General features: G+C 60.5%; 20 protein-coding genes. 13 read left to right on the top strand and 7 right to left on the bottom strand.

The genetic code is table 11. The annotated features are described in order from the left end of the window. Nucleotides 1-66: 66 nt before the first annotated feature. Together D3Z90_RS16430 and D3Z90_RS16435 are read left to right on the top strand one after the other, a co-directional pair. Entirely contained in the window at nt 67-1,149 is a 1,083-nt protein-coding gene (locus tag D3Z90_RS16430; RefSeq protein ID WP_136477066.1) for a PAS domain-containing protein, read from the top strand. A 44-nt stretch (nt 1,150-1,193) separates the two neighbouring features. Then, nucleotides 1,194-1,892 (top strand): YoaK family protein, encoded by a 699-nt coding sequence (locus D3Z90_RS16435; protein ID WP_136477067.1) that lies wholly within the window; start codon nt 1,194-1,196, stop codon nt 1,890-1,892. 4 nt (nt 1,893-1,896) lie between these two features. Here the strand turns inward: D3Z90_RS16435 and D3Z90_RS16440 are convergent, their stop codons facing one another. From D3Z90_RS16440 to D3Z90_RS16450, 3 genes are all read right to left on the bottom strand, one after another. After that, nucleotides 1,897-2,247, bottom strand: a complete 351-nt coding sequence (locus D3Z90_RS16440; RefSeq protein WP_136477068.1) for a hypothetical protein — start codon at nt 2,245-2,247, stop codon at nt 1,897-1,899. Between the two features lie 79 nt (nt 2,248-2,326). After that, nucleotides 2,327-2,692: a DUF1641 domain-containing protein gene (locus tag D3Z90_RS16445; RefSeq protein WP_256658239.1), complete on the bottom strand. Its 366-nt coding sequence runs from the start codon at nt 2,690-2,692 to the stop codon at nt 2,327-2,329. Nucleotides 2,693-2,709: 17 nt separating this feature from the next. Beyond that, nucleotides 2,710-3,900, bottom strand: a complete 1,191-nt coding sequence (locus tag D3Z90_RS16450; protein ID WP_136477070.1) for an FAD/NAD(P)-binding oxidoreductase — start codon at nt 3,898-3,900, stop codon at nt 2,710-2,712. A gap of 163 nt (nt 3,901-4,063) precedes the next feature. On the opposite strand from D3Z90_RS16450, the gene D3Z90_RS16455 reads away from it, so the two are divergent. Both D3Z90_RS16455 and D3Z90_RS16460 read left to right on the top strand, forming a co-directional pair. Beyond that, complete coding sequence (locus D3Z90_RS16455; protein ID WP_136477071.1) at nt 4,064-4,717, top strand: SOS response-associated peptidase; 654 nt, start codon at nt 4,064-4,066, stop codon at nt 4,715-4,717. Nucleotides 4,718-4,794: 77 nt separating this feature from the next. Further along, entirely contained in the window at nt 4,795-6,624 is a 1,830-nt protein-coding gene (locus D3Z90_RS16460; RefSeq protein WP_136477072.1) for an SLC13 family permease, read from the top strand. Here D3Z90_RS16460 and D3Z90_RS16465 read toward each other — a convergent pair. Next, entirely contained in the window at nt 6,596-7,303 is a 708-nt protein-coding gene (locus D3Z90_RS16465; protein ID WP_136477073.1) for a DUF3313 domain-containing protein, read from the bottom strand. The two genes, D3Z90_RS16460 and D3Z90_RS16465, sit on opposite strands and share 29 nt — an antisense overlap. Next, complete coding sequence (locus tag D3Z90_RS16470; RefSeq protein ID WP_136477074.1) at nt 7,296-7,619, bottom strand: hypothetical protein; 324 nt, start codon at nt 7,617-7,619, stop codon at nt 7,296-7,298. The genes D3Z90_RS16465 and D3Z90_RS16470 overlap by 8 nt, the downstream gene beginning before the upstream one ends. A 164-nt stretch (nt 7,620-7,783) precedes the next feature. Here D3Z90_RS16470 and D3Z90_RS16475 point away from each other — a divergent pair, with 164 nt between their 5' ends. Together D3Z90_RS16475 and D3Z90_RS16480 are read left to right on the top strand one after the other, a co-directional pair. After that, nucleotides 7,784-8,494 (top strand): response regulator, encoded by a 711-nt coding sequence (locus D3Z90_RS16475; protein WP_178084190.1) that lies wholly within the window; start codon nt 7,784-7,786, stop codon nt 8,492-8,494. Further along, a complete protein-coding gene (locus D3Z90_RS16480; protein ID WP_136477076.1) occupies nt 8,491-9,831 on the top strand; it encodes a HAMP domain-containing sensor histidine kinase in 1,341 nt (446 codons plus the stop codon). Before D3Z90_RS16475 ends, D3Z90_RS16480 begins: the two co-directional genes overlap by 4 nt. Here D3Z90_RS16480 and D3Z90_RS16485 read toward each other — a convergent pair. Beyond that, complete coding sequence (locus D3Z90_RS16485; RefSeq protein WP_136477077.1) at nt 9,828-10,073, bottom strand: DUF6021 family protein; 246 nt, start codon at nt 10,071-10,073, stop codon at nt 9,828-9,830. The two genes, D3Z90_RS16480 and D3Z90_RS16485, sit on opposite strands and share 4 nt — an antisense overlap. A gap of 256 nt (nt 10,074-10,329) precedes the next feature. Here D3Z90_RS16485 and D3Z90_RS16490 point away from each other — a divergent pair, with 256 nt between their 5' ends. Continuing rightward, on the top strand, nt 10,330-10,578 hold the full coding sequence (locus D3Z90_RS16490) for a hypothetical protein (RefSeq protein WP_136477078.1): 249 nt from the start codon (nt 10,330-10,332) through the stop codon (nt 10,576-10,578). Nucleotides 10,579-10,583: 5 nt separating this feature from the next. On the opposite strand, the gene D3Z90_RS16495 is transcribed toward D3Z90_RS16490, so the two are convergent. After that, nucleotides 10,584-12,812 carry a TonB-dependent hemoglobin/transferrin/lactoferrin family receptor gene (locus D3Z90_RS16495; protein WP_136477079.1) on the bottom strand — a complete coding sequence of 743 codons (2,229 nt, stop codon included), beginning with the start codon at nt 12,810-12,812 and terminating at the stop codon, nt 10,584-10,586. 231 nt (nt 12,813-13,043) lie between these two features. Between D3Z90_RS16495 and D3Z90_RS16500 the strand changes: the two genes are divergently transcribed. The 6 genes from D3Z90_RS16500 to D3Z90_RS16525 are packed head-to-tail and all read left to right on the top strand — an operon-like array spanning nt 13,044 to nt 18,472. Beyond that, nucleotides 13,044-13,772, top strand: a complete 729-nt coding sequence (locus D3Z90_RS16500; RefSeq protein WP_136477080.1) for an energy transducer TonB — start codon at nt 13,044-13,046, stop codon at nt 13,770-13,772. Between the two features lie 16 nt (nt 13,773-13,788). Continuing rightward, nucleotides 13,789-14,859, top strand: a complete 1,071-nt coding sequence (locus D3Z90_RS16505) for a hemin-degrading factor (protein ID WP_136477081.1) — start codon at nt 13,789-13,791, stop codon at nt 14,857-14,859. Between the two features lie 12 nt (nt 14,860-14,871). Continuing rightward, a complete protein-coding gene (locus D3Z90_RS16510) occupies nt 14,872-15,759 on the top strand; it encodes a hemin ABC transporter substrate-binding protein (protein WP_136477082.1) in 888 nt (295 codons plus the stop codon). 50 nt (nt 15,760-15,809) lie between these two features. Continuing rightward, the gene (locus D3Z90_RS16515) at nt 15,810-16,793 is read left to right on the top strand and encodes an iron ABC transporter permease (protein ID WP_168198520.1); all 984 of its coding nucleotides are present in this window, start codon (nt 15,810-15,812) and stop codon (nt 16,791-16,793) included. Next, nucleotides 16,793-17,560 carry a heme ABC transporter ATP-binding protein gene (locus tag D3Z90_RS16520; RefSeq protein WP_136477084.1) on the top strand — a complete coding sequence of 256 codons (768 nt, stop codon included), beginning with the start codon at nt 16,793-16,795 and terminating at the stop codon, nt 17,558-17,560. The genes D3Z90_RS16515 and D3Z90_RS16520 overlap by 1 nt, the downstream gene beginning before the upstream one ends. A 27-nt stretch (nt 17,561-17,587) precedes the next feature. Then, a complete protein-coding gene (locus D3Z90_RS16525) occupies nt 17,588-18,472 on the top strand; it encodes a ChaN family lipoprotein (protein WP_136477085.1) in 885 nt (294 codons plus the stop codon). Nucleotides 18,473-18,484 lie beyond the last annotated feature (12 nt).

An 18,484-nucleotide genomic window follows, 5' to 3' on the forward strand; every position in this document is an offset into this window, starting at 1 on the left:
TCAACCCAAAGTTGACGGTTTGCGTATACTGGCAGGCTCGTGGCCCCAGATCAGGACACCCTGCCCATGTTGGAAAACAGTTTCGCCTTCCGCCTCAAGGAACTGCTCGAGCATCACAAGTTGACCCTGCAAGCCGTGGGCACGGCCCTGGGTATATCGCGTACTGCGGTGCACAAATGGACCCGCGGCGGCGAAATCGACTACGACAATCTGCGCAAGCTGGCCGACTTCCTCAAGGTCAACTGGATCTGGTTACGCTACGGCGAAGAAGCCCTGCAGAACATCCAGCAACCACAGGTTGTCGAACTGCCGATGACCGACCTGCGCCGTCGCTACACCGCCGAGATCATGGAAAGTGAAACGCGCATGAAGCTGGCCCAGGAAGGTGCGCGCATTGTCACCTGGGAATGGAACCTGATCAGCGACGAGGTGACCTACTCGCCAAACGTCGAGCAGGTCTATGGCTGGCCGGTCCATCGCAACGAAGACTTCTGGGTGCATCTCCCTCCCGACGATGTCACGCACATGCAAGCCATGTACGCCCAGGCAGTGGCCGACGGCAGCGGTTGCGAGTGTGATTTCCGCATTACCCGCCCCGATGGCGAACTGCGCTGGATTTCCTCGCGCGCCACCGTGGTCCGCGACAGCGCCGGACGCTCAGTGAAGATGGTCGGTATCAGTATGGACAATACCGAACGCCAAGTTGCCGAACAGGCTTTGCGCAGAAGCGAAGAGCGCTTTCGAGCAATCTTCGAACTTGCCTGGGGCGCCCTCGCCTATATCGATCCGGATGGGCGTTGGCAGCGGGTCAACAACAGCCTGTGCGAGCTACTCGGCTACCGCGCCGAAGAGCTGTATGCCATGACCTTCCAGCAGATCACCCACCCCGACGACCTGGCGCTCAACCTGCAATTGTTACAGGGCATGCTGACCGGCGAAAGCGAACGCTATGAAGTGGAAAAACGCGTGCGTCACAAAAGCGGCGAGTACATCTGGGTGCGCGCTCGCACCTCGCTGCAGCGCCGCGACGATGGTGAACCAGAACATTTGATCAGCGTGTTCGAAGACATCAGTGCCGAGCGCCACGAGCGCGAACGGCTCCAGGCACATATTGCCGGGCTCGAGGCGCGATTGGCGCAGCGCGCCTGAATCTTCAGTCGTGAGTTACTCCACTTAGATTGGGAGCTTGATGGATGCTGCCAGGTTCTACTTACGCTTCGGCGCGGTCTGTACGAGTGGCCAAGTTACGCGGCAAAGTCGGTTTGTATTTTGTCGCTGCGCTATCGGTCCTGGCCGGCATGACCGATGCAATCGGCTTCATGGCCACGGGTGATTTTGTTTCGTTCATGAGCGGCAACACCACGCGCCTGGCCGTCTCGTTGGGCGAAGGTGAAGTGGGGCTGGTGCTGCGCATCGGCGCGGTACTGTTGGCCTTTGTTCTGGGCAACGCCCTGGGTGTGGTAATCGCCCGGATCAGTGGCCGCCGCCCGTTGCCGCTGCTGTTGATCATTGCCGCGCTGTTGGCCGTGGCCGGCCTGATTCCGCTGGACTGGCAACTGCCGGCGCTGATCGCAGCGGTCACCGCCATGGGCATGATCAATGCAGTGGTCGAGGAAGTGAATGGCCTGCCGATCGGCCTCACCTACGTGACGGGAGCGCTATCGCGGTTTGGCCGTGGCCTGGGGCGGGCATTGATGGGAGAGCGCCGGCAAGGTTGGCGTGTGCAACTGATTCCCTGGAGCGGAATGTTCGTCGGCGCAATCATTGGCGTGCTGCTGGAACAGGCCTTCGATCTGAGCGCTCTGCTGTTCAGCGCTCTGCTCGCTGCCGTGCTCGGGTTCATTTCGCTGAAAATCCCCCGGCGCTGGCAGCTAGGCTATATGCCCCGCTGACCGGTTACAGGCAGGTGGCCAATGCCGCCATCCGCCGCAGGGCAACGCTGTCGTTGTTTTTCGCGTAGTAACTGACAGCAGTGTGGGCGCCTTGCGGCTGGATATCCGCGAACGACTCAGCCTCACGGGTGTACACCGTGAAACCGCCCTGTTTGCCCGGCTCCAGGTAGCCACTGGCATCGACGTCGAACACCGCTTCGTCCTGCCAGCCGAACTGGATGCACTCGGCAACGCGATCGGCAGGCTTGCTCGAGGCAAAGCTTTTGGTCGGCGCCTGGGTGCGCGCTGCTTCCATGGCCGATGAGGCACAACCGGCCAACAGTGCTGCAGCAACCATCACCATTACTACCCGCATGACACACCCTCGTCGGAAAAAAGACCGACTTTAGCATTGCCTGCGGATCAACGCTCGCGCGGCAGAAGCCGGCGGCGGATCAATGCTGTTTGCCGAGGGCGTTCAATACTCTCAGCACCAAGGCACATCCCTGGCGGGTATCCGGATCGCGCAGAATCGACAGCAAGCCATAGAGGCTGGGCGGTGTCGGTTGTTCGCGGGTTTGGGCTTTGGCCTGGCGAATGGCATTGCCAAGGTTCCAGGTCAGCGCCGTAGCTTCTTCGTATTGCACCGAGAGCTTTTCTACCAGCGGCGCATCGAGCAAATCGACAAGGTCGGACAGCAGCGACGCCAGGTCGACCAGGTTGTCCAGGCGACCGCCATCGAGCAAGGGCTGGAGTTTGTTCAGCAACGCCTCGAGCCCTGGATTTTCGGCCTGCAAGGCGAGTGTCTCGGTTACTTCCATGGGAGTCGGCTCCTTGGTCATAGCATGCCCCGTGCCGCTGCCCAATACAGGCCACGGTTGAGTCCATTGCGCAGCAGGCCGCCGAGCTTGGTCGGCGGCGTAGGCAACACATCATGGCGATAATCGTAGGTCAGGGGCATGCCCGCGTTCAGGCCCATCTGCGCGGCAGCCTGGACCTTGCCGTCATACACCGCCACGGTGGTACCCAGACGAATCTCGCCGGCGATGTTGTTGGCAATCACCGGCGCCTGATTGTGACAAGCACCTCCCGCCTTGCTGACCGGCAGATCGACGGTATCGCCAATCACATACACCCCGTGCAGGCCATAAACCTGCAAGGTCTCGTGGTTGGTCGGCAGCCAGCCTTCATTGTTGGCCGCCTGGGACACACCGCTTTCGAGCACCGCATCCACCGCGCGGATCGGCGGCGTGGCCATGAGGATGTCGTACGGCTGTGCATCCCCCTCTTCGGAATAGGCGATGCGTTGATCCGGATCGACCTTGGCCAAGGTAAAACCACGCTGAAACTTGATGTTCTTCTGGGCAAAAATGCCGGGCAGGATCTCTCCGGTCGGACGCTGCAAAAACAGGCAATTGCGCAGGAGCTGTGCGGTGGTTGGGTATGTGTAGATGATCTCGATGTTGTCGCGTACACCCCGGCGACGCAAATAGTCATCGAGCATAAGCGTGGTTTCAATGGGCGCGATACCGCACTGATGCGGCACGTTGGGTGTTTGCGGAAAGGACACTGTCACGAAGATTCGTCCTTTCTCGATACTCGCCAGGCGCTTGGCAAGCTGACGCGCCGGTTGGTATTGATAGAAATGATCACCACCCTGTGCAAGCCCTTCGATACGCTCAGGGGCCGGGATACAGCCAGTAGCAATCACCAGAAAGTCATACCCAAAGCGTTTGCCGCTACGGGTGTGCACGGCCTGAGCGGCAAAATCGAAACGCGTGGCGTCCTGCACCTGAAAGTCGATTTCCGGACGCAGCAACGACCGCTCCGGGCGTTTCAACTCTTCCTGGAAGAACAAGTCGAAGGCCACGTACATGAAGGCCGGCTTATAGAAATGATCGGGACAATTGGACAGCAGCGTGATACGCACCTGATCGCGAAGTATCTCCGGATACAGTTTGCTGACCAACTGGTTGGCTAGCATGGTGCCGCCAACCCCACCCCCGACGATAAGAATATGCTTTGCCATCTGTATGCTTCCTTGCAGATAAAGCTCGACATGACGGGGGCTATAGTTGAAGAAGCCCGAGGTTATCGCCAATAACCCTTCGCTATATGGGTGAATTCCTACGGATTCTGCCCGCCCGTAAACGCTCGACTGCCATCAGCTCCATACAGGAGGGGCAACGCGCATGTGTGGAAGACTCAGCCAGTACCATGGCATCCACGACTTCGTCGACGCACTGAGCATGCCCGGTGCCCTGGTCAATGAAGTAGGCGAGCAGCCATTAGCACACTTCAACGTCGCGCCGAGTAGCAACGTCGCCGTCATCACACCCAAGCAAGTTCGCTGGCTACGTTGGGGTTGGCGCCCGCATTGGGCTCATGATCGGGCGCCACCGATCAATGCGCGGGTCGAGAAAGTGGCGCACTCCCCCTTCTTTCGGGCGATCTGGGGGCAGCGGCTGTTGGTCCCGGTCGATGGCTGGTTCGAATGGGTCGATGAAGGCCAGGCAAAAAAGCAGCCCTATTACATCCACCGCCGTGATGGCCTGCCGGCGTTCTGCGCTGGCATTGGCCAATGGCGCATGGCCGAGGATGATGGCTTTGTCATTGTGACCGCCGACAGTGTGGGCGGCATGGTCGATATCCATGACCGCCGCCCGGTGGTGTTCGCGCCAGAGTTGGCCAGGGATTGGTTGAACCCTGCGTGTGACAAAGCGCAGGCAGAGCAGATGCTGGTCAACCTGGGTGAGCCCGCCGAGGCTTTCGCCTGGTACCGAGTCGATAAAGCGGTAGGCAATGTACGCAACCAGGGTGCCGGGCTAATACAGCCTCAGCCATAGAGACCGATCCTACGCAAATCAATGAACGGTCATGCACTTTCTGCCAGACTCTTGCCATCACGGATCAGGAAGTTTGCATGAATCACGAATTGCTCTGGGTGCTTGGCCTGCTGTTTACCAGCGTGGTCTTGTTCATCGCCAATCGGCCACGCATGGATGTGGTCGCCCTGCTGGTGATCGTGGCGCTTCCACTGACCGGTATTCTCAGTGTTCAAGAAGCCCTGGCAGGGTTCAGTGACCCCAACGTGGTGTTGATTGCAGCGCTGTTCGTTATCGGTGAAGGCTTGGTGCGCACGGGCATTGCCTACCGGATTGGCGAGTGGATGGCCGATCGTGCCGGTAACAGCGAAGTGCGTCTGCTGGTGCTGTTGATGGTGTGTGTGGCGGGGCTGGGTTCGGTGATGAGTTCCACTGGCGTCGTGGCCATTTTCATTCCAGTGGTTTTGAGCATTGCCGCGCGGATGAAGGTATCGCCGAGCCGCCTGATGATGCCGCTGAGTTTTGCCGGTTTGATCAGTGGCATGCTCAGCCTCGTCGCCACCCCGCCCAACGTCGTGGTGCACAGTGAACTGGTACGCCATGGTGAGACTGGCTTCAGCTTTTTCAGTTTTACCCCATTTGGCCTGGTGATCCTCGTGCTGGGCATTGGCTATATGCTGCTGACCCGTCATTGGCTCAGCGGTGAAGTGCGCAAGGACGGCAGCCCTCAAACCCGGCGTACCCTGCTCGACCTGATCATCGATTACAAGCTGGCTGGCCGCGAGCGGCGTCTGCGGGTGCGTCCGGACTCGCCCCTGATCGGCCACAGCTTGAGCGAATTGAAATTGCGCACCGTGCATGGCGCCAACGTTGTCGGCATCGAGCGCCAGCACAAATTCACCACCCGCGTGATCAGTCCCGATTCCAGCACCACCGTGCATGAGGACGATGTGTTGTTGCTCGACCTGTTCGCCCCGCGTGACGATCTGCGCAGCCTGTGCCAGACCATGAAACTGGAACCGCTGCACTTCAAGGCGGCCTACTTCATCGATCAATCCCACGCGGTGGGCATGGCCGAAGTGGCTGTGGTGCCCGGCTCGCAACTGATTGGCAAAAGCGTGCTGGAGCTGAATTTTCGTAGCCGCTGGGACCTCAACGTGGTGGGTTTGCGGCGCGGCCAGACAGCGATTGAAGAACAACTGGTGGAAGAAAAGCTCAAGCTTGGCGACACCCTGTTGGTGATCGGCCCGTGGAAGTCCGTGCGCCAACTGCAGGCACAACCTCGGGACTTCCTGGTATTGAGCTTGCCGGCCGAAGTCGATAACGTCGCCCCGGCACTGAACCAGGCACCTTATGCGCTGATTAGCCTGGCAGTGATGGTCGGCCTGATGATCAGCGGGGTGGTGCCTAACGTCATTGCGGCCCTGATTGCTTGCCTGCTGATGGGCGCCGGCCGCTGCATCGACATGAACAGCGCTTACCGTGCGATTCACTGGCAGAGCCTGATATTGATCGTCGGTATGCTGCCCTTTGCCTTGGCCTTGCAGAAAACCGGCGGTATTGCCATTGCAGTGGAGGTGCTGGTGCGCGTGCTGGGTGAGGCCGGGCCTTACATGATCCTTGCCTGCCTGTTCGCCATTACTGCAATCATCGGCTTGTTCATTTCAAATACGGCAACAGCAGTACTGATGGCCCCGGTAGCTATCAGTACTGCTGAACAGCTGGGCGCCTCGCCCTACCCCTTCGCGATGATCGTGGCCCTGGCGGCATCGGCTGCATTCATGACGCCGGTCTCGTCACCGGTAAACACGTTGGTCCTGGGCCCTGGACAGTATCGATTCGCCGACTTCGTCAAAGTCGGCGTGCCCTTCACTTTGCTAGTGATGGTGGTCAGCGTATTTATGGTGCCGTGGATTTTTGCCCTGTAAAAGCAGCGGCGTTTTGCTGTTTCAAGGTAACAGCAGCATTGCGCCAATCCTGGGCCCAGCCATCAAGCACCTGTTTGAGGTTTTCGGCGGTCATGACCTGATCGTCGTTTTCCAGCGGCAAGCCGGTGCCCTTGCGCACCACCTCGGCGACCACAGCACGGCTGCCGCCATCGAGGAAGGCCGCTTCGGTGGCGATTACGCTGTCCAGGTCGCGAACGCCAATGGCGCTGCTGACCCCCGCTGCGACCAAGGTGACAGGCAGGTACTCATAGAAGTGCAATGACTGGGTATGCGCGCCCACCGAGGTAATTGCCGGCCGCACAATCAGGGTGTTGGGTCCAGGCAGTTCGACCAGGTTAAGCACCTTGCCCAGCTCACGCTTGAGCGCCGCATCGTAATAGGTGGTTATCGCTTTCAAGGTCGAATCGGGTATCCGCTCGCTGGCCTTGGGTTGTGGGTAGAACTGGCTTGGCGCGATATAGACCTCGGTGTAGCGCTCCATCTGCAATCTCGGGCTTACCCAACGCAGCACCGAGTCGCCGGATGCCGTCTTGTGTTCGCTCAACTGATCGTAATTGCGCAGAAAGCCGGAATACTCCTTGGGCGATACACGGGTCTGGCTGCACCCAACCACCAGTAGCGACAGGCACAACACCGGTGCAAACAGATGATTACGCATGGCGAGGGCTCCCGGCCTGATGACGAACGGCCTTGGGCGCCGTGCCCGAGCGGTCGACGTGCAGTTGACCGTTGGCCATGATCCAGTGCACCAATTCGGTTAGAGACACCTTGTAGCTGTACTCCATCCACTGGCTGTTGGCTGGGCTGTAACGCTCGAAGTAGTGGCTCAGAATCATGTGCGTACCGTCACTGCCAAGGCCAAGGCGCGAGTCCTGGTAGCTGAGCAAGGCATTGCGCCACAGGTCCTGGGTGCGCAGGTCGAGGGTCAGGGATTGGCTGCAGTCAAGGCCGTCGATTGGAGGTTGTGCCGGCATGGAAATTACCCTTGTTTTAGACTGCCGTCAGAATCGCCCAGGGCCTTTGCTGGCTGATGTCCGCTTTGTGTCGCGGCCGCAGCTTTATTGCAGGTTTGAAATATATGACCAACACCGCAGAATGGTTTTAGATAGGCACTTTTTACGCCCCACTGGACCTTACCGTGAGCAGACTGCTGATCGTCGATGACGACGTGGAAATTTGTGCCCTGCTGAAGAAGTTTTTTGTCATGCATGGCTACGAAGTCGACCTGGCCGCAAACGGCACGGCAATGTGGTCGGCGATCGAAAAGCAGCGCCCGGATACCATCATTCTCGATCTGATGCTGCCTGGCGAAAGCGGCCTGAACCTGTGCCAGAAGTTGCGCACCAGCACCGGCATTCCAATCATCATGCTCACTGCCATGGATGAGCTGAGCGACCGCATTGTCGGCCTGGAACTAGGCGCCGACGACTATGTGGGCAAGCCATTCGACGCACGCGAGCTATTGGCTCGGTTACGCGCGGTGCAACGTCGCGCTGGCGAACAGCTACGCGCCCAGAGCGAAGAAACCCGCCCACTGATCCGCTTCGACGACTGGCAATTGGATGTCACCCGCCGGGAATTGCGCACACCACAAGGCGTAATGGTGCCGCTGTCGGCCGGTGAGTTCGATTTGCTTCTGGTCTTTCTTGAACACCCACAGCGCATTCTCACCCGCGAGCAGTTGATCGACCTGGCCCGCGGCCAGGGGCATGAGGCCTATGATCGCAGCATCGACGTGCAGGTCAGCCGTTTGCGACGCAAGATTGAACCTGACAGCAAACGCCCGGCATTGATTCGCACTGTACGTAATGGCGGCTATCTGTTCGATGCCAAGGTCAGCCGCTCATGACCCGCCTGGGCCTGCACCATGACGGCATCAGCCGCCGCATCGCCTTGACCATCATTGCCGCGATGTTGATCTCGGTGGCGCTGAACATTCTGTTCGTGCAACTGGCCGGGGTCTGGGCACGACCGCCACTGAGCCAGACCGGGCTGATCGAACAGATTGCCGTGACCAGTCGTGTGCTCGACGCCGCACCCGCCGAGCAACGCGAACGGCTTGCCAGCACCGCCAGCAATCCGCTGCTACAGGTGCAGTGGAGCCGACAGCGTGCGGCCCTGGCGCTGCCGGGTAACGGTGAGCTGATCGACCTGGCAACCGTGCCGGAACTGCAAAAATTACTGGCCAACCCTCCCCGCCGGGTTGAAGGTTTTCAACCCGGCGACTGGCCCGACAACGATCCCGACGCCCACTACAAGCTGGTGATGCAATTGGCTGACGGCAGTTGGCTGGCATTCACCCCGCCCCACCGTAGCTGGGGCCTCAGTTCAGGCATGCGCTTTACCATCATCGGTATCCTCGCGCTGATTGCTGCGCTGCTGGTGGCCTGGGTCGCCACGCGCCAGCTGGCGGGGCCCCTGCAACGTTTCGCTCGCGCCGCGCAGCGTTTTGGCAGTGACCTGCGGGCGCCGCCGATCCGCCTGGAAGGTCCGCATGAATTGCGCCAGGCCATCACCGCCTTCAACACCATGCAGGCACAGATCCAGCATTTCATTGCCGAGCGCACGCAAATGCTCGCCGCCATCTCCCATGACCTGCGCGCCCCGCTGACACGCATGCGCCTGCGCGGCGAGTTCATCGAAGACGCCGAGCAGCAACGCAAGCTGTTTCGGGATGTGGATGAAATGCAGAGCATGATCAATGCCGCGCTGGGCTTTTTTCGCGACGAAACCCACCTGGAAACCACCACGCCTTTCGACCTGGCCGAACTGCTGCAAACGCTGGTAGACGATTACCGCGACCAACAGATTGGCATCGACTTCCAGGGCCCGACCAACCTGGTTTACGTTGGCCGGCCGCTGGGCTTGAAACGTGCAGTGACCAACCTCCTGGAAAACGCGATCAAGTATGCGCACCCCCCTTCCATCCGCTTGAGCAGCAGCGCCCACAGCCTGTTCATCGATATCAGTGACCGTGGCCCGGGAATTCCCCAGGAAGCGCTGGAACGGGTGTTCGTACCGTTCTTTCGTCTTGAAAGCTCACGCAACCGCAACACCGGCGGTGTAGGGCTGGGACTGCCCTCGGCACGCACTGCGGTTCGTGAACAAGGTGGCGAACTGACCCTGAGCAATCAACCGGGTGGTGGCCTGATGGCGCGTATCGAATTGCCGCGAATCAACGACTAACCGCCATCGGTATCAATGTCGGCATCACGATTGGGCTTGTCTTCGGGCTCCGACTTGAAGTTGGGGCTGTACTCGTTTTCACGCGCCTCGGGGTCATGCTTGGGTTTGTGCGGCGCTTTTGCCGGGCCAATCGGATCGACTTGCGGATCTGCAAGATCCGGCGAATCAGGGTCAAAGCCCAGATCAGGCGGGTTGGATGCATGCTCGGAGGAGTGAGGGCCGGTGCGGGTGTTGTTACTCATGTAATGCCTCCTTCGTGGCCGCTCCGTTGTTGGAAGGCCTATTGCTGTGAGGGCAGCATTTGCTGAGGGTTCCGGTTTACTGATCGGTGGAGGCGTTAACCCTGGCTTAATTGCGCGGCCTTATCTTCAAGGCTCTTCCCTTCAGAACGACGTTTGGCTCACCTTGTGTGAGCCTTTTTTTTGCGCGCAAACTAAAAACCGAAATGATGGTCTGAGCCTGTACCCTCTCTACCGCTGTGCGGATCAAGGAACCACAGTGCTGAAATTTTTTACCCGATTTGCCGTTATTACCACCGTACTGGCCAGCTCTGGCTGCTACTACCACGATTACGACCGCGACGATCATCGCCACGACCGCGACCACCGCTATTCTCGCGACTGGGATGGCGACCGCGATGATCGCGACCATCGCAAGTACAACAAGCGCTATCGCGACGACGACCGTTATCGATACTACGACAACGACCGCCGCCGCGACCGGGATGATGACGATGATGACGATTAACGCCGTCAGATTTCCCAGATCACGTTGACTGCTGCATAACGCCCCGGCTGGGTCAAACGGCCGAGGCTGGTGGCGTCTTCGTCACGGCCCTGAACGTCACCCCAGTTCCAGTACTGCTTGTCGGTCACGTTGAACAGGCCGCCGTTGATCGACACCTGTTCAGTCACTTGCCACCAGGCATTGAGGTCAAGTACGCCGTAGCCTGGGGTTTCGAACTGGCGATCGATCAGCAGTTCGGCATCGCCAGTGTGGTCAACGCGGTCTTTGGCCTTGACCAGGGTCCACGTCAACTGGCCACCGTAGATACCGCTCGGGGCATCGTAGCCCAGACCAATGACAGCCTTGAGCGGGTCGACACTGTTGAGCGCCTGACCGCTTTCCTCATCCTTGCCACGGGCATAGGCAATCGAACCCAGAGCACGCGTACCCGCGGGCATGAATGCATCGAGCTTGATATCCCCTTTGGCTTCGGCACCGCGAATGGTGACCTTGCCCAGGTTACGTGGCTGGAAGGTCAACAGACCGGTGCCATTGGGATCCGGTACGGTGTCGGTGGCGATGAAGTCTTTGTACTTGTTGTAGAACAGCGCCACACCGAAGCTGCCCAGGTCGTAACGCCCACGCAGGCCAAATTCATAGCTGTCGCTGGTTTCCGGCTTGAGGTCCGGATTGCCGATCTGCTGATAACCGAACTGCGGGTTACTGAACTCACCGTACATGTTCACCGGGCTTGGCGCGCGGAAGCCGGCGGCGTACTGACCGTAGACGCTTTCATGCTCGGTCAGTTGATAGGTGACCGCAAACTTTGGCGAAATATGATCATCAGTAATGCGCGATGGATCGGTTTCGGCCGGCAGCCCGTTGAGGAATTCGTCGGTAACGTGTGGGGTCTGGCGGTAGTAGTCGTAACGCAGGCCTGGCAACAAGGTCCAGCGTCCCATCTTGATGCTGTCCTGCACGAACAGGCCCAAGGACTCACTGGTCGGATCCGGGAAGTCGCTGACCGGGAAGTTCTCGGTGGCCGGTACCGTAGCGCCGGTGTCGAGGCGCACCTCGCTGCCTTTGCGCAGGTTGCTGGCCTCGATACGTTTGAGCTCGGCCCCGTAAATCATGTGGTGACGGGTATCACCCATCGCGAACTGTTTGTCTGCCTGGGTGTTCAGGCTCCACAGGCGCTCTTGGTATTGCGAGTCACGCGAACGTACCCGATCAACCCCGGTAGCAGTTTGGCGTTGCTGCAGGGTTTGCTGCTTGTTGAAGCTTTCCTGATAGTTGAGCTGCCATTTCAACTGGTCTGCCAGCAAGCTGTTCAGGCTCAGGGTGTGCTCAAGGCTGTAGCGGTCACGATCGATGCTGTCCTTCGATTGCGAACCGAGAATAGCCGGGCTGGTAAAAGTCGCCCGTGAGGTGATGTCGCTGAGCAGGTTGCTGTTAGCGTCGTCCTGATAACGCTCGTAAGTGAACTGCAGGCGATCGCCATCGGCATAGTCCCAGCCCAGTTTTGCCAACAGGTTTTCGGTGGTGTAATCAAGCGGGTTGGCTTCTTCACGCGAGCTACCAACACCGCCGTTGCCGCCCCAGGTGTCGGTGGACTGACCGTCACGGCGCCCCAGATGCAGCAAGCCGTCTACCGGACCGGTACGCCCGGCGAAGGTGGCGCTGCGCTGCCAGCTGTCATCACTGCCGTCGTAGCCGGTCTTGAAGCGGGCGTAGGTGTCATCACCCGCTTCCAGATAATCAGCGGCATCCTTGGTCAGGAAGCTGACCGCACCGCCAATGGCGTCGCTGCCGTACAACGAAGACGCCGGCCCACGAATGATTTCTACCTGCTTGATGGTGTCGAGGTCGACGTAATTACTGCGCACATCCTGGAACGGACTGAAGAAGTTGCTTTGCGGTACCCGAACACCATCGACCTGGGTGAGCACACGGTTGCCATCGATACCGCGGATATTGGCCCCCGACAGACCGAAGCGACTACCGGTACCACTCACCGAAACGCCCGGCTCGTAGCGCACTAGATCCTTGAGGTTCTTGTCGTTGTGCTGATCGATTTCACGCTCGTCGTGCACCGACACCGTACTGGGCACCTGCAGCAATGTTTGCTCGGTGCGCGTGGCGGTCACGCTGACTGTATCGAATTGAGTAACCGGCTCGGCAGCCAGGGCCAGCGATGGCGATAGCAGCAGCAAGGCAAGCCAGGAACGCTGGGGAAATGGCGGGCGGATCGACATCTGACTGGACTCCTGAACGTCAGCCACGATCACGCGCTGGCGGCCTCAAGGCGCCCTGCACGAGCCGCTGCAGCTGACTGGCATATGTTTTGTTATGAGCCCGGCGATGACCACATTCTGTGCATGGCTACTCACCGAGTGGTTGTTTTGGCAGCGGCGCGAAGATAACCAGCTTGACTTGTAAATGCAAATTATTACCATGTGCATTCAATCTTATAAGAACGATCGTGCATGAAGCGCCTTGCCAGCTACCTGATGTTGTCCATTGCGCTGCACGCGGGCGTAGGTTGGCTGCTGCATGCGTTTCGGGTTAAACCCCAGGCACTGGCCTGGCAAGTACCCATCACAATTCAACTGGTGAGCCTCGCCCAGGCGGCCCCGCCCCTGGCAACAGAGCCTGTACGCCCTGCATCGCAGCCAGTCGCAACGTCTCCGCTAGCGGAGACCGCAGTGAAGCCTGCGGCAAAAGCCACTCCGCCCAAGGCGGTGACGCCCCATTCACAGCCTGCAATTGTCAAATCGGTGCCACCAGCACGCTCCAACCCCCTTGGCGAGCCACGCCCGGCCCGTTCAGAGAGCGCACCTGCGCCGCCGCCATCGCGTCCAACTGCCATAGGCAAGAGTGCCCCTGCACCTGCCAGCACGGTGGCGAGCCCAGCGCCGCTGGCTCCGGTTGTCAGCCTGCGTCCCAGTTTTGTCAGCCCGCCACCGCCCCCGCGCTACCCGTCGCAAGCACGACGCCGCAACCAGCAAGGGATTGTGCGCGTCGAGGTGAGCCTCGATGAGCGCGGCAACCAGCTCAAGCTCACCCTGGTACGTTCATCAGGCATTGAAAGCCTTGATCAGGCAGCACTTGAAGCCGTAACCAAATGGCGCTTCCGCCCAGAAGTTGTTGATGGCCGGACCGTGCCCAGCCGCGTCGAAATACCAATAGAATTCGCCCTGACGGCGAATCGATGACCCTGAGGAGTTAACCATGACCGCCCCTACTCTCGCCTTGGCTGCCGGCCCTGAGCTGTATCAGCAATGGCAACAGTTGCGCACCGAGCAATCGGGCCTGCGTGCCCGAGATGCAGCGAACAAGCTTGGCGTCAGCGAGGCTGAACTGACCGCCAGCCGCCTGGGCGTCGATACCGTACGCCTGCGCCCGGAATGGAAGACCTTGCTGCCTGCACTGGGCGAACTGGGTTACATCATGGCGCTGACCCGCAATGAACACTGCGTACACGAGCGCAAGGGTGTTTATCACGAAGTAACCATCATGGGCAGCGGCCAGATGGGCATGGTGCTGTCGCCGGATATCGACCTGCGCCTGTTCCTCAGCGGCTGGGCCAGCGTGTTCGCGGTCGACGAAGCCACCGCCCGCGGACCGCAACGCAGCATCCAGGTCTTCGACCGCCAAGGCACCGCCGTGCACAAGGTGTTTCTCACCGACACCAGTGAAGTATCCGCCTGGGCACCGCTGGTGGAGCGATATCGCGCCGACGAGCAAAGCTCGGAGCTGGACCTGCAACCCCTGCCTGCCGTCAAGGCCGCACGTGCGGATGCCGAGGTTGACGCCGAAACCCTGCGCAGCGAGTGGTCGAAACTTCAGGACACGCATGATTTCTTCGGCTTGCTCAAGCGCAATGACGTGGTGCGTACCCAGGCTTTGCGCCTGGCCGGACCGCAATGGGCCGAACGTCTGGCCCCCGTCGAACTGACCCAGCTCATCGAAGAAGCGGGTAAGCGCGAAGTGCCGATCATGGTTTTCGTCGGCAACAAACACTGTATCCAGATTCACTCAGGCCCCGTCACTAACCTGCGCTGGATGGACACCTGGTTCAATGTCCTCGACCCGGCTTTCAACCTGCATCTGAAAACCAGCGGTGTGACCGAACTGTGGCGTGTACGCAAGCCAAGCGTGGACGGCATCGTCACCAGCTACGAAGGCTTCGATGCCGATGGTGAACTGGTTATCCAACTGTTTGGTGTGCGTAAACCGGGTGTGCCTGAGCGTGACGACTGGCGTACTCTGGCAGAACTTGCGACTCCAATGACCGCCTGAGGAATAACTTTGATGCGTAAGAAAATCCTCCTGGCCTGCGCTGGCGTGCTCTTCAGCCAGCTTGTCAGCGCCAGTGAAGCCTTGCCCCAGCGCTGGGTCAGCGCCGGTGGTGCCTTTAGTGAATGGGTGGTTTCCTTGGGCGGCGAAAGCAAGCTGGTGGGGGTCGACAGCACCAGCCAATACCCGCGCTCGCTGCACACACTGCCCGGCGTCGGCTATCAGCGTCAGCTTGCAGCCGAAGGTATTCTGGCCCTGCGCCCGGACATCCTCGTCGGCAGTAGCGAAATGGGGCCGCCACCGGTTCTGGAACAGCTCAAGGCAGCCGGTGTGCGCATTGAACTGTTGTCGGCCAAAGCCGAGTTGCCCGCCCTGCAACACAACCTGACGACGCTGGGCCAACTGCTCGGAGCGCAGCCTCAGGCGCAAAATTTGTTCACTGACTACCAGCAACGCCTGCAACAACAGGCAGCAGTAGTCAAGCACGCACAACAGCAAAACCCTGCCCCACGCGTGCTGATGCTGCTCAGCCATTCCGGCGGCAACCTGCAAGTGGCCGGCAAGGACACGCTGGCAGCCTGGATGATCGAGCAGGCGGGAGGTAAAAGCCTGGGCGAACACATTGGCTACAAGCCAGTGTCCAGCGAAGCCATGCTGGCGCTCGACCCGCAGGTGATTATTCTGGCCGGCAGCCGCCTGCAAGGTGATGCCGCACGTGACGCGTTGCTTGAGCAGAACCCGACACTGGCAACCACCCAGGCCGGTCGTGACGGTCGGGTACTGGTGCTTGACCCGACCTTGTTGGTCGGCGGCCTGGGCCCGCGCGTGCCGGATGCGCTGAAGACGTTGACCGCAGCTTTCTACCCCAATGACAAGGCGCTAAGTGCCGAGGCTAGCCAATGACGGCCATTGTCCGGCCGCGTCCGATGTTGTTTGCCCTGGGTTTGTCGTTGCTGGTAGTGATCTGGCTGTCGCTGGCCCTCGGGCCGGTCAGCCTGCCGCTGGGCGAAACACTCAAGGCCGGGCTGCGTCTGCTTGGCCTTACGCTGGAAGGCGATACCACGCAACAGGCGGATTTGATCCTCGGGCAGATCCGCATGCCGCGCACGTTGCTCGGCATTGCCGTAGGTGCGGTGCTGGCATTGTCCGGGGTGGCCATGCAGGGGTTGTTTCGCAACCCCTTGGCCGACCCCGGACTGGTTGGGGTGTCTGGCGGTGCGGCGCTGGGAGCGGCCATTGCGATTGTCGGTGGCAGCATGGTCGGCGGACTGCCGGCGGCCATCGAGCCTTACATCCTCTCGGTGTGCGCCTTCGTCGGCGGCCTGATCGTTACCTTCGTGGTGTATCGCTTCGGTCGCAGCAACGGCCAGACCAACGTTGCCACCATGTTGCTGGCAGGTGTGGCAATGACGGCCATGGCCGGCGCCGGTGTCGGGCTGTTCACCTACCTGGCCGATGACGCCACCCTGCGCACCCTGACCTTCTGGAACCTGGGCAGCCTAAACGGTGCCAGCTATCAGCGCTTGTGGCCGTTGCTGATTGTCGCGGTGGGTGTGGCCCTCTGGCTGCCGCGCCGAGCGGCAGCACTCAATGCGCTGCTGCTGGGCGAATCTGAAGCCCGTCACCTGGGCTTCGATGTCGAGCGGATCAAACTGGAACTGGTGCTATGTACTGCCCTGGGTGTTGGCGCGGCTGTGGCCGCGGCGGGCTTGATCGGTTTTATCGGCCTGGTGGTTCCGCACCTGATGCGCCTGCTGGTGGGTCCGGATCATCGGGTGCTGCTGCCGGCCTCGCTATTGGCAGGCGCCGGCCTGTTGCTATTGGCCGACCTGATCGCCCGCCTGCTGCTGGCACCCGCTGAACTGCCGATTGGCATTGTTACCGCGCTGATTGGCGCGCCGTTCTTCCTCTTCCTACTCGTACGAGGGCGTACCTGATGCTTGAAGCAGACAACCTGCTGGTACGCCGCGGGCATCGCACGGTGTTGGCCAACATTGCTGTGCAATTGCATCCCGGTGAAGTGCTGGGGGTCCTTGGGCCCAACGGCGCCGGCAAGAGCACTTTGCTCGCAGCCCTGTGTGGCGAGTTGCCGATCAGCGACGGCCACGTCAGCCTGGATCAGCGCAAGCTGGCCGACTGGCCGGGCCAGGAGCGAGCCAAACGCCTGGCCGTGCTGCCGCAAAGTTCGAGCCTGAACTTCGCCTTCACCGTCAACGAGGTGGTTGGCATGGGTCGCCTGCCGCATGCCAGCGGCCGGGTGCGTGATGGCGAAATCGTCTCGCAAGCACTGCGTGCCGCCGATGCCCTGCACCTGGCCGAGCGCAGCTACCTTGCACTCTCCGGTGGCGAGCGTCAGCGCGTTCATCTGGCGCGCGTATTGGCTCAGCTCTGGCCAGGTGGCGAGGGACAGACGCTGCTGCTCGACGAACCGACCTCGATGCTCGACCCGCTGCATCAGCACACCATTTTGCAAGCGGTGCGCGATTTCGCCGAGCGTGGTGCCGCGGTAATGGTGATTCTTCACGATCTCAACCTGGCTGCTCGCTACTGCGATCAGCTGCTGTTGCTGCAGGACGGCCAGCCCCACGCCTACGGCCCTCCGGCCGAAGTCCTTACGGCAGATGCACTGGCGGCGGTCTATGGGCTGCAAGTCCTGATTCATCAGCACCCGGAACGCGGCCATCCTTTGATCATCGCGCGCTGAAACCTCATTACCTCGCAAGGAATCCCGATGCGCCTGCTATTGCTTTGTCTTGTCAGCCTGCTGGCGGCCTGCCAGTCCCCATACACAGCGCCACCTCCGGCACCTATTGCGCCACAGGGACGTGACCACGCCGAACTGGGGGTTATCCGCGAGCTGGCCACGGGTCGCAGCCTGACCCCGCAACAACTGGTTGAGCGCCTGGCCGCGGCGCCACGGGTGCTGGTTGGAGAGCAACACGACAACCCTGATCACCATGCCCTGCAATTGTGGTTGCTGCGCGAACTGGCCAAGCAACGTCCACAAGGCAGCCTGTTGCTGGAAATGCTTAACCCCAACCAGCAGGACAAGGTCAATGCCGCGCAAGCCTCGACCCGTGCCGGTCAACCGCCGAGCGATGCGTTCCAGGCACTTGCCTGGCAGGCCAACTGGGACTGGAGCGTCTACGGCGCACTCGTCACCTACGCCCTGCGCCAACCCTACCCGCTGCTCTCGGCCAACCTGGACCGTGCCCAGATCATGCAGATCTACAAACAACGCCCAGTGCTGGCAGGCAGCGCGTCAACACGCGCGAATGTGCAAGCGACGTTGCTCGATGATATTCGCGAGTCGCATTGCGGCTTGCTGCCCGAAACACAGATGCCGGCGATGCTTGCCGTGCAACAACAGCGCGACCGGCGCATGGCCGAGAGCCTGTTGGCCGCACCCACCCCTGCGCTACTGCTGGCCGGTGCCTTCCACGTGCGCAAGGATCTTGGTGTGCCTCTGCACTTGAGCGATCTGGGTGCCGGCGAAGGAAACCAGGTGTTGATCCTGGCCGAGGTCGGCAAGACGGTAACAGCCGAAAGCGCCGACTATGTGTGGTACACCGCAGCGCAGCCGGCGCAGGATCACTGCGCCAAGTTGCGGCGCTGATAGAAATGCCAA

The sequence above is a fragment of the Pseudomonas sp. DG56-2 genome (genome assembly GCF_004803755.1).
Classification (GTDB): domain Bacteria; phylum Pseudomonadota; class Gammaproteobacteria; order Pseudomonadales; family Pseudomonadaceae; genus Aquipseudomonas; species Aquipseudomonas auratipiscis.

What these genes read in the sequence shown, in the direction of transcription:
- D3Z90_RS16430 (WP_136477066.1), top strand. Translation starts at nt 67, where the DNA reads ATGTTGGAAAACAGTTTCGCCTTCCGCCTCAAGGAACTGCTCGAGCAT.
- D3Z90_RS16435 (WP_136477067.1), top strand. Translation starts at nt 1,194, where the DNA reads ATGCTGCCAGGTTCTACTTACGCTTCGGCGCGGTCTGTACGAGTGGCC.
- D3Z90_RS16440 (WP_136477068.1), bottom strand. Translation starts at nt 2,247, where the DNA reads ATGCGGGTAGTAATGGTGATGGTTGCTGCAGCACTGTTGGCCGGTTGT.
- D3Z90_RS16445 (WP_256658239.1), bottom strand. Translation starts at nt 2,692, where the DNA reads ATGGAAGTAACCGAGACACTCGCCTTGCAGGCCGAAAATCCAGGGCTC.
- D3Z90_RS16450 (WP_136477070.1), bottom strand. Translation starts at nt 3,900, where the DNA reads ATGGCAAAGCATATTCTTATCGTCGGGGGTGGGGTTGGCGGCACCATG.
- D3Z90_RS16455 (WP_136477071.1), top strand. Translation starts at nt 4,064, where the DNA reads ATGTGTGGAAGACTCAGCCAGTACCATGGCATCCACGACTTCGTCGAC.
- D3Z90_RS16460 (WP_136477072.1), top strand. Translation starts at nt 4,795, where the DNA reads ATGAATCACGAATTGCTCTGGGTGCTTGGCCTGCTGTTTACCAGCGTG.
- D3Z90_RS16465 (WP_136477073.1), bottom strand. Translation starts at nt 7,303, where the DNA reads ATGCGTAATCATCTGTTTGCACCGGTGTTGTGCCTGTCGCTACTGGTG.
- D3Z90_RS16470 (WP_136477074.1), bottom strand. Translation starts at nt 7,619, where the DNA reads ATGCCGGCACAACCTCCAATCGACGGCCTTGACTGCAGCCAATCCCTG.
- D3Z90_RS16480 (WP_136477076.1), top strand. Translation starts at nt 8,491, where the DNA reads ATGACCCGCCTGGGCCTGCACCATGACGGCATCAGCCGCCGCATCGCC.
- D3Z90_RS16485 (WP_136477077.1), bottom strand. Translation starts at nt 10,073, where the DNA reads ATGAGTAACAACACCCGCACCGGCCCTCACTCCTCCGAGCATGCATCC.
- D3Z90_RS16495 (WP_136477079.1), bottom strand. Translation starts at nt 12,812, where the DNA reads ATGTCGATCCGCCCGCCATTTCCCCAGCGTTCCTGGCTTGCCTTGCTG.
- D3Z90_RS16500 (WP_136477080.1), top strand. Translation starts at nt 13,044, where the DNA reads ATGAAGCGCCTTGCCAGCTACCTGATGTTGTCCATTGCGCTGCACGCG.
- D3Z90_RS16505 (WP_136477081.1), top strand. Translation starts at nt 13,789, where the DNA reads ATGACCGCCCCTACTCTCGCCTTGGCTGCCGGCCCTGAGCTGTATCAG.
- D3Z90_RS16510 (WP_136477082.1), top strand. Translation starts at nt 14,872, where the DNA reads ATGCGTAAGAAAATCCTCCTGGCCTGCGCTGGCGTGCTCTTCAGCCAG.
- D3Z90_RS16520 (WP_136477084.1), top strand. Translation starts at nt 16,793, where the DNA reads ATGCTTGAAGCAGACAACCTGCTGGTACGCCGCGGGCATCGCACGGTG.
- D3Z90_RS16525 (WP_136477085.1), top strand. Translation starts at nt 17,588, where the DNA reads ATGCGCCTGCTATTGCTTTGTCTTGTCAGCCTGCTGGCGGCCTGCCAG.